Raw genomic sequence first — 13,412 nt, forward strand, 5'->3', positions numbered from 1 at the left:
TTATGATAATGGAGATTCCTCTTTTTTTGAAGTCATCAGTCCTATATATTGTAGAGCCGAGATTAAAAGAGAGCTTGGCTACCCTTCGGCCCAAACTCTCCAGTATTTATCTATTTTGGAAAAATCGCATTCAATACTTCTCTTACAGTAGTTACACCAACTACTTGTATTTTTTGTTTGCCAGTTAAACCTGATATCGCATTTTTTGGGATAAAAATCCGCTCAAAACCTAGTTTTTCAGCTTCTTGAACACGTTCCGCAATTCTTGTTACCCGTCTAATTTCACCAGTCAAACCAATTTCTCCAATGAAACAATCAGTTGGTTTGGTTTCTTTTTCTCGGTATGAAGAAGCCACAGCTACAGCGATAGCCAGGTCAATCGCTGGTTCATCTAAACGGACGCCACCAGTTGATTTGAGGTAGGCATCTTGATTTTGAAGCATTAAACCGGCTCTCTTCTCAAGTACAGCCATAATTAGTGATACCCGTGAATAATCTAAGCCAGAAGCTGTTCTACGGGCATTCCCAAATGAGGTAGGTGTAAGTAGCGCTTGAATTTCCGTTAAAATCGGTCGTGTTCCTTCCATCGAAGCAACAACCGCTGATCCATTAGTGCCAGCTAGTCTTTCTTCTAAGAAGAGTTCGGAAGGGTTAGCGACTTCATGCAGGCCGTCTTGTTGCATGTCAAAGACACCTATTTCATTGGTTGACCCAAACCGGTTCTTCACTGCCCGTAAAATCCTGAAAGTATCATGCTTCTCACCTTCAAAATACAGTACAGTATCCACCATGTGTTCTAGAATACGCGGTCCAGCAATGTTTCCTTCTTTCGTCACATGGCCAACGATAAAAATACCGATATTTTGTGACTTCGCTAATTTCATTAACTCTGCTGTCGTTTGGCGGACTTGGCCAACTGATCCAGCCGTTGATGTCGCATCCTCGTGGGTCATAGTTTGAATAGAGTCAATCACTACAAAGCGCGGTTGTAAGTCATAAATGGCATCTTGGATAGCCGCCATATCAGTTTCTGCATAAACATAGAAATCTGCACCTTCAAATCCTAGTCGCTCCGCTCGTAGCTTGATTTGATGCATCGATTCCTCTCCGGACACATATAAAACTGGCCCAGCACTCTGATGCAATTCAGCTGATACCTGTAGCATTAACGTTGACTTCCCAATCCCTGGGTCACCACCAATTAAAACCAGCGAACCTTGCACCACACCGCCACCTAAGACGCGATTTAATTCGCCTAATTGGGTTTGGATACGCGGGGTTTCTTCCCCTTTAACCGTCGCTAATTTTTGTGGCTTCATCCGGCTTGAATTGGCTTGTCCAACGCGGGTTTCAGGATGAGCAATAGTCTTCCCATATAAGCGTTCCTCTTCCATTTGGTTCCAGGCCCCACAATTCGGACACTTGCCATAGAACTGAACACTCTCATAACCACAAGCCTGACACACATATCTCGTTGTCGTTTTCTTCGCCATATTGGACTTCACTCCTTTCTATTTATTTGAAAAATGGCAACTGACTATTATTGACCGGAAGAGCCAAAACCACCTGCACGCACTTGATCACTTGGCTGGTCATCAGCAGTCGTTAAGAAAGAAAGGAAAATCCCTTGCGCAATACGCTCACCTTTTTTAATTTGAACGTCACGTAAACCAAAGTTTACTAATTGAACAAATAGATGACCTTCATTATTTTCATTATTGTAGTAATCTGCATCAACAATACCTATCCCATTAGGTAATGAAAGCCCACGTTTAAGAGGATTCGAAGACCTACAAGCTAATTGTAAGTATTCATTCTCGCCCATATAAGCCTTCAGACCTGTTGGCACTAGCACTGGTTTCATAGCACTTTCGTCTACTTCACCTGCTACATTTAAATGAGCGAGGTCTTTTAGCACATGCTTCACACCAGTCTTCCACATTGCCGGTACAACAATATCTTCAGCCGCTGCGATATCGTAGCCAGCCGATAGGGTTGTTGAACGTCTTGGTAATGTAATTGCCTCATCATTCGCATAGGCCGAGATTTTCTCAAATCCTCGTGTATTTTCTACTGTCATAAACAAATTCCATCCTTTACTACGCATACTTGAATTTTACTGACCTATTATACCATTGATTAGCAGATTTCTAAATGTTAGACCATGTGGATTCAGTGTTACTTACTCGCTCTGGTCAGCAGCAGCCACTTCCCCATCTTCCACTTGTGCTGCTTCTACATCCGGATCAGCCATTTCTTCAGTAGGGGTTTCTCCAAGATAGCTAGTATCTTCAAAATCTTCATCTGCTTCACCGTCAATATGGTCTGCATCAGACTTGTTGACCCAAACGGACATTGACCCGGCATGTACTTTAAATACACCAGTACCATCCTCTTCAATAGTTACCGATCCTTCAATTTCACCCATCGCGTCTACCCACTCTTCTCCTACATGGAGTTCTCCTACATACATACGTTTCTTCGCCTGTTCACCATTGGTTGCGATAAAAGCGAGTCCGTCTGGATGTTCATCATCGCCAGTTCGGGTATAACCAATACAATTTTTATGGTCAAAATAATCATGTTGATCACCGTAGGCATTTCCACGTCTTAAGGCTAAAAGCTTATCTAAGGTCTCTTGGAAACCTTTGTAGTCGATACTTTCAATACCATAATAATCTCCGTAGAAAATAGTTGGCAAGCCTGATTGATGTAAGAGAATCAGACCATAAGCAATCGGTTTAAACCATTCATCTATCCACGACTCGAGGGCTTGTCCAGGCTGGGAATCATGATTATCAACGAATGGTACAGCTAGATCCGGTCTATCTTTTAAGAGTGATCCCTCAAGCAGAGATCCCATATCAAATTGATCCCAAGATGCAGCTGCTTGTTTAAAACGTTGATGTAAGGCCACATCAAATAGGTCAATTTGATAATCCGTTTCCGCTAAATAATCGAAAAGTACACCGGTATTACTTTGCCAGTATTCCCCTACAACATAAATATCTGGATTATTTTCTCGTAAAGCAGATATTAGCTGGTCGATAAAAGCAAAATCGATATGTTTTAAGGCATCCATTCTAAAGCCATTTAAATTAAAAGAATCTAAATACCAACGCGCCCATTTTAAGACTTCTTCTTGAACATAAGGATTACCATAATCAATATCTGCAAACATCAAGTAGTCGAAGTTACCATTCTCTCCGTCCACTGCTTCATCATCTGCCCAACCTTTATTCTCACCTTTAATCATAAAGATGCCACTTTCACCTGTTCTTTGGTCAAAATCAATCCCAGAGAAGCAGTTAAAATCCCAAATAAAGTCTGAGTATTCACCATTTCGACCTGGAAAAGTAAATTTGGTCCAACCTTCAATATCTCGAGCTTCACCAAGCTTTTCTTGTCGATTTGTTGGGTTCATTGGGTAGGCTTGGAATACTTCCGTTTCATCAGCCCCACCCTTATGGTTTAAAACGGCATCCGCTAGCACCCAAATATCCTGTTCATGTAAGGCATCAATTGCCGCTTGGTATTCTGCGCGGGTCCCGTATTTGGTACGAACCGTCCCTTTTTGATCAAATTCCCCAATATCAAATAAGTCGTAAGTCCCGTAACCAACGTCGTCACTCGATTGACCTTTAGTTGCTGGTGGCATCCACACATGAGAAATCCCAATTGATGCCAAGTGTTCTGCATCTTCCGCTAACTTTTTCCATAAAGTCCCGTCGTCCGGTAAATCCCATTCAAAATACTGCATTAATACGCCATTCATCACCATATCATTAGCCCCCGCTTTCGCCTAATCTTAATGTCTATCCCTATTTTTTCACGACTTTATTTCAGTTTCTTGCTTTGTGGATTGATTAGATTCAATATCACATTACAGTTATTATACCGAAAGTTTCTTCAATGAGATAATTTTAGCTTCGCCAAGCTATCGTATTAGCATTTTTTTAAAGCCCTTACTAGTTTATAAGTCATAAATCAGCAAAATACTGCAAATAATTTTTCAAAATCTGTGACCCCTTCCAAGTGGTTGAAATCAAGGGAAATTAATGTGATATTTTAAACGATTGGTCTTTAAATCTTCACAAAAGTTCTATAGAATAGAGATATTAGGTGAAATCACCTTTGACGTATAGCGTCATAAACATTCCCAATCTTCGAACTACTTAAAATATAAATATAAAGGGTGCCTGAAATGCGAAAACTATTTAAATGGGTTTTATTGGCGAGCATCATGTTACTAGTTGGTAACCACGTTGAAGCGCGTGAATCGTCAACAGAATTAGGTAATGCGGTCAATGAAACTTTAACTGAAACCCAATCCTACAAGCAATCTACGACCATCGAACAGGTAACTACTGAACCCGCAAATACTGAAACAGTTATGTCGACCCTTTCTTATGATAATGCTGATAACTTTTCTGGAACACTTATTCAAAAAAATCTTGCTTCTGGCAGTGATGATGCCATCTTACAAGTTGAAATGAACGACGCCCAATCTACCTACAAGGAAAATGGCAGCGAATGGCAACAAAGTTTAACCAATGACTCTCACTTGGACCGTTTAAATGTCCTATCTCTTAGTCAAATCCACAGTATATTAACGACGCTTGATACGATCGGTGAATGGACCGGTTCTTTAAGTGATCAAACCGTTTCTTTCTCTGGGGAAAATCAGCAATTAAACAATTTATTGAATAGTATTGTGAGTGAGTCTTACAACAACGACGCTGTCCACCAAATTCAATTGGTTACTGACCGTTATACGAATGAAATTAAATCCATCGAGTGGACCGTTTCTGGGACTAGTCGTATCAACAATCAAGCTGTGACAACTTCCGTCGAAGTGAAATTGTCACAATTATAATTAAAGGAGCCTATATGAGCCGTTATTTAGTCGGAACCATTTTTGCCATTTTATGTATTTTAGTCAATGTTTATATCATCTGGAAGGGGCAAACCCCTGAAGGTATGACTGCTGCCCAACAAGCCCGTTTGAAGGTTGTTGGCGGGGTCTTATTACTCTTGGCCTTTGTTGCACTCACATTTGGTGAAGCACTAGGGCTTCAATAAGCAAAATGAATAACATTTTCTAAATAAACTATTTATTTGTTATTCTTATTGTATGCCGTGGAATATTATCTTTTAAATATTGAGATGAGACTGGGACAATACAAATCGCAGTTAACTAAATAAAGAGAGAAAAAAGATTTCGAAGTGAAATCTTTTTTCTCTCTTTTAATTTTTTTGCTTAAATCGTACGTTTGTTGTTGAATGTTTGCGTTGAGTCGTCGATTTTTTGCTTGTTACCAAAAACGACTAAATTATCTGCGTCCAGTGCGATTTGGATTTGATCTTTAAAGGCAACTAGATCCGCAACTTTGGTATCTAATGCTTGGCTTAATCGTTCATCTACCATATCTTTGGTCATGCCTCTAAAGTGACGTGTCACCATCAAGTTATTCACACTAGCTGGTGTTAATGGATAATGGAAGGCAGTCATTGAACCAATAATAAGTTGATCAAGGTCGTCTTGGCTAAGTCCTGGATTGGCTAAGAAATCCGGTAGCTTATGATATACATCTACTGTCTTATCTACGTTCGGGTCTCGGTATGAATAGGTTGTGACGTCACCTGATGATGTTAGACTGATGCCCGCACCATAGGCACCACCTTTGGCACGAATATTTTCGTGTAAGTAGTCTTTAGATAAGATATTGGCGAAGACAACATAACGACCATTGTAGTCTTCAATTGGCACGCGACCACCTACGGATACGTATTGGACGTTACCATTTGTTTGAATGGCTTCGTGGTAGTTGTTCCCCGCTAAATCAAACTCAACAGATACGGGTTCAACGTTATCCGTCTGGTCAGCTTGATCGATAAACTGATCAACTTGTTCAAGTAATGTGGCTTTATCCGCTGCATCTGCTGTTAAACTAACTGTCAGCATGCGAGGATCCCACATTTTGCCATTCACTTCAATCAATTTAGCAATAAAGTCATCTGCCTTGGTCGAGAAGTTTTCGATTAAGTCGGTCATGTGGTCATAGAATGATAGGCCTGAAATGACGTCTTCATACTCGGCTGCTTGTGAGTAGAATGACCGTAGTCTAGAAATGGCTACGCGATGGCCAGCCCCTTCATACGACTGACTCATATTGAATTTCACCCGTTGTAAGACATTTAAAATCCGTGCCTTATCAGAAAAGTCAGTAAATTTCATCGTATCTTGTAATAGTTCAAAACCACGAGCAGAATGGTCACCAATCGCCGCAAATGATGACACCAAGACTGGCATATAATCATCTTGCGAACCTTCACGAATAAAGACTTTAGGTCGCATAGAAATGCCAGCAGTCGCCTTCATCATTTCAATGTCCATTTGACGATAATCATAATTTTCCGTGTCCAATAACCCTAATAAAATCGTTAGATAATTCACGTATGGCAAGTCTTCCGCTGTAATATGGTCTAATTTGTAAACCATTTGTACATACCGAATGCCTGATGCGTCTTGTTCATGGAAAAGGACAGGCACCCCTTGTTGGCCGGTTAATTTTTCTTCAGCAATCGCTTGCGTTGTCCGTGGTACATCTGAAATATCTAACTTTGGTAAGGCTTGACGGGCTTCATCGGTGTCTGGTGTATCTTGGTAGACCCGCAACGCTTGGTTTTCCTCAATTAATGCTTGGATGTCTTGGTCAGTCATAGCCGCTTTTTCTGCAGCTAACTTAGCTGTTAATTGCTCGTCCTGTGCCTTAAATAAGCCCACTTTCGGTTGGTAAATACCGACTAAGCTGGCATCTGCCGCCAGCAAGTTGTCTTGTATCCACCTTTCATAGAAGTCTGTGTCCAACTTCGCTCTTAAATCGTCGAAATATTTCGAAAAATGAAGGACTTCGGTCGGAGACATGCCATACCGCCATGCCATGGTCATTTGGATCTCATAGGTAATCGCCTTCATCGCACCACCAGCTTGACGGGCTGCGAATTCGCGGGTGTTGATCACCCCTTCAAGTAGATCGCGGTTAATCCCGTTGGCTACAAGGTCAGTTAGGGTTTCTTTAATTACAGCAACGGCCTTGTCCTTATTAGCTGGATTGAATTGTTTCAGAACTAGACCGAAATCTAGGTAGTAACCGTCTGACCCAATGGCTTCAACTTCTTCCGCTAGCCCAGCTTCGATAAGGGCTTGTCGTATTGGCGCAGCTTCAGATTCAATTAAGGCATCGCTTAAAATATTGGCCACATAATTATTAGTCAAGTCTGTAGACGCACCTACATGGGTCATGTAGGTAAGGTAAGAATCATCTTCGGCTGTCTTGCGTTCATCAGCGTCATAAAAGGCCTGGTATTCGATGTGGCCATCCTTTGTTTCTGGCAAGTCAAATTGAACTTGCTGGTCTTTTTTCAAGAATTCACTGAAGAAATCGCCGTTGATTTGACCTAATGTTCGGTCGATATCGATGTCACCGTAAACATAGGTAAGGGCGTTATCTGGACGGTAGTGGTCGGCGTGGAATTGTTTGAAATTGTCAAATGTTAAATCAGGAATTTCGTATGGATAACCGCCTGATTCGTGGGCATAGGTTGAGCCTGGGTGCATATTTGCCGTAACATCTTGCATAATAATGCGTTCTGCGTCTGAATAAGCCCCACGCATTTCATTGTAAACGACCCCGTTATAGATTATTGGCTCGTCCTTGTCGAATAACTCTTTATGCCATCCTTCTTGTCGGAAAATATTTTCTTCGCTGGTCATTTTAGGGAAGAAAACGGCGTCTAAATAGACATCCGTTAAGTTATGGAAATCTTCTTCATTCATCGATGATACTGGATAAATGGTCATATCTGAAAAGGTCATAGCATTTAGGAAGGTGTTCATTGACGTTTTCAACATGGTCATAAATGGATCTTTCGCTGGATATTTACGTGATCCAGAAAGGACTGAATGTTCCACAATGTGGGCTACACCAGTCGAATCTTTTGGTGGTGTTTTAAAACCAATCCCAAACGAACGGTTTTGGTCGTCATTTTCAACCCAAATCACTTGGCCGCCAGATTGTTCGTGGGCAAAGGTGTGGACTTGGGCGTTAGCATCTTGAATAAATTGACTGTCTACAAGGGTGAAACCATGCAATTGGTCCCCTTTGTTCAAGTTGGTTGTCATACAATTATCTCCTTATCGGTCATTTTCTTGTTTCCTTATATTTTAACAGTTTTTGCAGGACTTTATTAGTCAGACCGCTTGTTTGCTATAATAAGCGTAACTGAAAGCAGAAAGGATGAACCTTATGACGATCCAATTCTATGACACACCAGAAAATTTAATTGCTGGTACGACTTTAAAAGACAACAAGCAAACCCTTAACGGCAATTTAGCCCTACATACTGGGGAAGATGCATCACTGGTTATCGCAAATCGACAAGATTTAGCGGATGCATTACAGGTTGACGCCGACCAGTTCGTTTTCGCTAATCAAACCCACTCCAAAAAAGCTTACCGTGTCAAAGCTGAGGACCAGGGACGCGGTAGTCTGTCGACTGAAGATGCGGTGGATGATGTGGACGCCTTGTACACTTACGAAAGCAATGTGGTTGTTGGCGTCTTTACGGCAGATTGTGTACCTGTGCTTTTTTATGACGAAAATACTGGTTTAATTGGTGCCACCCATTCAGGCTGGAAAGGGACTGTTCAAGATATCGTGTCAGCCACTTTTGCACAAATCAAAAATGAAGACCCAGATATTTACATGGGTAACATCAAGGCTATTCTTGGTCCTTCGATTGCACAGAAATCTTTTGAAGTTGACCAAGATGTTGCTGACCAATTCAAGGCACTTGGTTATGCGGATGATTTTATTCAATGGGATGCCCGTCGAGAGAAATACTTGATTGATAATCAAGCAACGGTTGCAGAGCAATTAAAACGTGTTGGTATATTGGCAGACAATATTCGTTTGTCTGATCAAGATACTTTAGCAATGGTTGATGGTTTTTCATACCGCCTAGATAAAACCCCAGGACGTCATTTTAATTTTATTACTAGAAAAGGATAAAAAAATAAGGCTCTATAATATTTGGTGTTGATGGATCAGTTTTGATTCATTGACATCTTTTTGTATTTATAAAATGAAAAAGGGCCAGTGAACCCCTATAATTAAGTTACCACACAAAAAAACAGGAGGATTCACATGACCCATTCATATTTTATACGAAAAACGCTCGGAATCAAAGACAAGAATATCCATTTTGAAGAACAGGTGACTGAAGAGCGAATCAACGACCAAAACCATTTGGTTTTGTACGGGAAATTGACCTATACACCGAAAGCCTGCGAAAAATGCGGGACCGTTAACCGCTCGTCAGCGGACATCGTCAAAAATGGGACAAAGCTGTCCACACTCAAACTGACCCACATCAACTTTAAACCGGTCCTCTTGAAGCTCAAAAAACAGCGCTTTTTGTGTAAACATTGCCGGTCGACCTTTGTGGCGCGCACGAAGCTGGTGGACTGCGATTGCTTCATCTCGAACCTCATCAAATCAGTGATTTCGATGGAATTGGCTGAAACCCAATCGATGGCTTTGATCGCCAAACACTTGAACGTCTCTTCAAACACCGTCAGCCGGCAATTGAGAAAGTACGGAGACGGCTTGAGAAATAATTATGACTATCTCCCCCAACACATTTCCATGGATGAATTCAAGTCAGTGAAGAACGTGAGTGGCGCCATGAGCCTGATCTTTATTGATGCGCGTAATCACGAAGTGATTGACATCGTTGAGAACCGGCAACAGGGCTACTTGCGGGATTACTTCTTGCTCTATTCCCTGAAAGCACGGCTTCAAGTTAGAACGGTCACCATTGATATGTATTTGCCTTATATCCAAGTGATTAAAGATTGTTTCCCGAACGCCCGAATGATCATCGACCGTTTCCACATCGTTCAATTATTGAACCGCGCGTTAAATCAGATCCGCATCCAAGAGATGAAGAAGATCCGATACAGCCGTCCGACCGACTATACGAAGCTGAAAAAACAATGGAAGCTGCTCCTCAAAAATGAATCGGATCTCGACTATCATCGCCTTTTCACGCATCGTCTGTATGAGGGCATGGTCAGTGAGTATGTCATGATGGAGTATTTACTGAGTATCAGTCCGCGCCTGGACAAAGCTTACCGCATTGTGAGCCGTTTGAAATGGGCATTGGCCAACCGACGGTTTGGCTACTTCCAGACAACCCTGAAGGACGCCAAAAAAGAGACATACCCGGATAAAATACGAACCGCTTTGAATACGCTCGAGAAGTACATAGAACCGATCAAGAATGCCTTTCTCTGTACCTTGTCCAACGGACCCGTGGAAGGAATCAACAATAAGATTAAAAATATCAAACGGTCGGGTTACGGTTATCGCAGTTTTATCAATCTGAAAAACCAAATCTTGATCAGCTTTAACTTACTGAACCCGGGCCGAAAACCTAAACCGCTCTTTTACACAAAACGGGCGGCCAAGAAACCGTCCAGATCGCTGACCCTTAAATTAGGGAAGCTAACAACTCCGCCTCTGACAGTGTAGAGGTTGTGCAGTTTATGCATCTAAAACACCAACGGAGTCAATCAATCCATCGGTCACTTAATTATAAAAAAAGAACCACAGTGATTAACTGTAGTTCTGAATTTGACTCATCAACACTATTTGACAGAGAGCCAAGAATATGGCAGCTGCCATATTCTTGAGCTCGTCCAACTGTTTTTAATTAAGAAAAGAGCGACTAGAGAATTTAATTAGCTTTTACTCTGGCGTGCTCCGTTATAAAGTCGATAATGCCTGCGACGACTTCATCGCGAATCTCACGGTGGTTGTGAATTTCATGGCGGTAGCCTGAATACAGTTTTGTTTTCACTTGATGGCCCGTTTCCAGCAGCCAATTAGAAACCGCATAGACGCCTTCGCCATATCTTCCGACCGGATCTTCATCACCGGCGATATTGTAGATAGGTATATCAGTAGGGACTTTCTCGGACCATTCCGTCCCCAGGATTTGTTGAATCATTTGAGCAAACTGATAAAGTGATTGAATATTAGGGACGGAGGTGAAGTTGTTGAACGGATCATTGGCGTGGTCCGCCACAATGTCCGGATCTTTACTGATCCAGTCGTTTGGCGTGTTTGGATTTTCAATTCGCTCCGTCATCCGTTCAAACATTCGATTTTGATAGTCTGGGTCCACTTGTTCGCCGTTTCCTGCATCGATTTCAGCCTTTAATTCAGAGACAATATTTTCCATCTTAGGGAAAATTTCTGAAGTCCCGCACAAGATTAAACCGTCCAGCTCTTCGCCATATTTCGTCGCATATAGTCGGGCAATCATAGAGCCCATGCTGTGGCCAAACATGAAATAGGGCAGGTCACCGTAGTCTTCCTTGATTAGTTCGCGCAGTTTTTGTTCATCTTCGGCCATTGTCATATAGCCTTTGTCTCCCCAATTCGACCAGTTGTCGGAATCATAAGCGGTCTTTCCATGTCCGACATGATCATCGGCGGCCACGACAAAACCGGCCTCATTCAACGTCAAAATCATATGGAGATATCGGCGTGAATGTTCACCATACCCATGAACGATTTGAACGACCCCTATAGGTTCGCGAATGGGAGTATAAATCCATCCCTTTACCGTCTCGATCTCATTAAACGACTTAAATTCAACTTCATGAATTGCCATTTTTACAGCCTCCTTATAAAATGTAGAATGTTGTATAAATCCCCTTTATCATGTATTGCCAAAATACATTATAATCTACATTATATTCCATAATGTAAGCGCTGTCAAAAGTATTTTGTTGACTTACTCGATGGAAATATTTCTACTAAAATTACGTCCAAACGTTGATATGATAGTGAAAAGAGTGGTCATGTTGAACGAAGAAAGGAATCAATATAAAATGAAAATGATATTTATCTCTCTTTTAACTGTCGCTAGCTTAGCCGGATATTCTGAAACTGCTGAAGAAACGCCCCGAACAAATTCACCTGATGAGACGACAGCAGTTACCCAATCCACATCGGACACTTCTGACTCAGAAACAGCAACCGAAGAAGATTTTTCCGAATCTGAGGCAGAGTCGCCCAATGAAAAATACAAAGAACTAACCATCCAGGATTATTTTAATCCGGAAGATTTTGAGATCCATTTGGTAACCGTCAATCCGGACTCTCGGGTATTTATATTTAGCGAAAGAGACCAACCTGCGTATAAAACCGTTTATATCAAACCGGACAGCCGCTTAAAAATAATCAACCTAACAACGCACGAGCTATTGATGAACGAACGAATTTAATAGGTATAAAAATGTAAAGTTTCTTTATCTTAGCTTTTTTCGATATAATAAGGCCAACAAAAATTAGAGTAGAAGAGAGGCCATTATGGACGGAAATAAACGTGATCACATCAAAGTTGGACAAAAAGTACGTGTGGTGCAAAAACAACACCAACGCTCAGGCGAATTGACGGAAGGCATCGTTGCCAGAATACTGACGAATTCACCAACGCATCCGCATGGGATTAAAGTCAAACTGGAAAACAACATTGTAGGAAGAGTCAAAGAAATAGTCGAAGATTAGGGGTTCAATGCATTCCAAAAAAGTTTGAAAGTATGTGAGGCTATGCCAGCAACACATTTGAAATTAAGGCTAAAAGCTTTAATGATAGATTATTTGACGATTGTCATTTATTTGTTGGTCCTACTGCTTGTCTCGTTGAGTTTATATATTGTTATTTTGGACGGAATGCCTGAACTGACTGAAAGCCAAAGTCATTGGACTTCATTTTTAACGACCGTTTTGCCAATTTGGACTTACTACGTTTTCAAAGAAGCAAAGCCGCCGCATCAAACATTAGGGAAGAAGCGGGCAGGTTTAACGGTGACTTATACCAGAAACCGCATTAGGGGCAGTATATTACGCAATATCGGGAAGTTTCTTCCATGGCAGCTCGCCCATTACGCGATGATTAAAGGGCTTTTTCAGGATGATTTCCTGTTGCCTAGCGTATTGATCACCTATGTTTTATCACTTGCTTTACCGATCCTATATATTTTGATGGTGCCAATGAGTGGTAAAACTCATCAACACCAAATATTATAGAACCAAAAATAATAGTCTTTTTACGTTATGTAGTAATTTAGCTATTTAGAAAGCATTTGACTTTCCCTAATAAACTGATGCCACTTTAAACCAGGTCAGCCTACTTTGTTAAAGTCTTAAAAATACTAAATCAACTAAAGCGCTATAATGTAGGTACAAAAAAATCAGCTGTTGGGAGGCAGCTGATTTTTTGTAATCTTTCGTTTTGGGAGGAGAAAGATTTATGAAGAAAAGTTTGGTTTCTTT

Annotated in this window: 12 protein-coding genes; 7 read left to right on the forward strand and 5 right to left on the reverse strand. The window is 41.2% G+C overall.

Translation table 11 applies throughout. From position 1 onward, the window contains the following. Positions 1 to 110: 110 nt before the first annotated feature. The 3 genes from radA to AC973_RS00800 all read right to left on the reverse strand — a co-directional run bounded on the left by radA (position 111) and on the right by AC973_RS00800 (position 3,778). Positions 111 to 1,493, reverse strand: a complete 1,383-nt coding sequence (gene radA / locus AC973_RS00790) for a DNA repair protein RadA (protein ID WP_048726007.1) — start codon at positions 1,491 to 1,493, stop codon at positions 111 to 113. 47 nt (positions 1,494 to 1,540) lie between these two features. Beyond that, positions 1,541 to 2,080, reverse strand: coding sequence for a dUTP diphosphatase (locus AC973_RS00795; protein WP_048726011.1), 540 nt, complete (start codon positions 2,078 to 2,080; stop codon positions 1,541 to 1,543). Positions 2,081 to 2,182: 102 nt separating this feature from the next. Beyond that, on the reverse strand, positions 2,183 to 3,778 hold the full coding sequence (locus AC973_RS00800; RefSeq protein ID WP_225968896.1) for an alpha-amylase: 1,596 nt from the start codon (positions 3,776 to 3,778) through the stop codon (positions 2,183 to 2,185). Positions 3,779 to 4,204: 426 nt separating this feature from the next. Between AC973_RS00800 and AC973_RS00805 the strand changes: the two genes are divergently transcribed. Together AC973_RS00805 and AC973_RS00810 are read left to right on the forward strand one after the other, a co-directional pair. Beyond that, complete coding sequence (locus AC973_RS00805; RefSeq protein ID WP_048726017.1) at positions 4,205 to 4,876, forward strand: hypothetical protein; 672 nt, start codon at positions 4,205 to 4,207, stop codon at positions 4,874 to 4,876. Positions 4,877 to 4,890: 14 nt separating this feature from the next. After that, positions 4,891 to 5,082 carry a hypothetical protein gene (locus AC973_RS00810; RefSeq protein WP_016896493.1) on the forward strand — a complete coding sequence of 64 codons (192 nt, stop codon included), beginning with the start codon at positions 4,891 to 4,893 and terminating at the stop codon, positions 5,080 to 5,082. Between the two features lie 178 nt (positions 5,083 to 5,260). Here AC973_RS00810 and AC973_RS00815 read toward each other — a convergent pair whose 3' ends face one another. Then, positions 5,261 to 8,185 (reverse strand): insulinase family protein, encoded by a 2,925-nt coding sequence (locus AC973_RS00815; RefSeq protein WP_048726022.1) that lies wholly within the window; start codon positions 8,183 to 8,185, stop codon positions 5,261 to 5,263. A 124-nt stretch (positions 8,186 to 8,309) separates the two neighbouring features. Here AC973_RS00815 and pgeF point away from each other — a divergent pair, with 124 nt between their 5' ends. After that, entirely contained in the window at positions 8,310 to 9,074 is a 765-nt protein-coding gene (gene pgeF, locus AC973_RS00820; RefSeq protein WP_065419839.1) for a peptidoglycan editing factor PgeF, read from the forward strand. 135 nt (positions 9,075 to 9,209) lie between these two features. After that, positions 9,210 to 10,598, forward strand: a complete 1,389-nt coding sequence (locus AC973_RS00825) for an ISL3 family transposase (protein ID WP_048726027.1) — start codon at positions 9,210 to 9,212, stop codon at positions 10,596 to 10,598. Between the two features lie 205 nt (positions 10,599 to 10,803). Here the strand turns inward: AC973_RS00825 and AC973_RS00830 are convergent, their stop codons facing one another. Continuing rightward, positions 10,804 to 11,745 (reverse strand): alpha/beta fold hydrolase, encoded by a 942-nt coding sequence (locus tag AC973_RS00830; RefSeq protein WP_048726030.1) that lies wholly within the window; start codon positions 11,743 to 11,745, stop codon positions 10,804 to 10,806. Between the two features lie 190 nt (positions 11,746 to 11,935). On the opposite strand from AC973_RS00830, the gene AC973_RS10000 reads away from it, so the two are divergent. The 3 genes from AC973_RS10000 (at position 11,936) to AC973_RS00845 (ending at position 13,166) form a co-directional block, all read left to right on the forward strand. Next, positions 11,936 to 12,361 carry a hypothetical protein gene (locus AC973_RS10000; protein WP_225968895.1) on the forward strand — a complete coding sequence of 142 codons (426 nt, stop codon included), beginning with the start codon at positions 11,936 to 11,938 and terminating at the stop codon, positions 12,359 to 12,361. Positions 12,362 to 12,446: 85 nt separating this feature from the next. Continuing rightward, positions 12,447 to 12,644 carry a YwbE family protein gene (locus AC973_RS00840; RefSeq protein ID WP_021354646.1) on the forward strand — a complete coding sequence of 66 codons (198 nt, stop codon included), beginning with the start codon at positions 12,447 to 12,449 and terminating at the stop codon, positions 12,642 to 12,644. 42 nt (positions 12,645 to 12,686) lie between these two features. Further along, positions 12,687 to 13,166 (forward strand): RDD family protein, encoded by a 480-nt coding sequence (locus AC973_RS00845; protein WP_157850733.1) that lies wholly within the window; start codon positions 12,687 to 12,689, stop codon positions 13,164 to 13,166. The last annotated feature ends 246 nt before the right edge of the window (positions 13,167 to 13,412 follow it).

Source organism: Carnobacterium sp. 1290_CSPC (assembly GCF_001053265.1).
GTDB lineage: Bacteria > Bacillota > Bacilli > Lactobacillales > Aerococcaceae > Aerococcus > Aerococcus urinaeequi.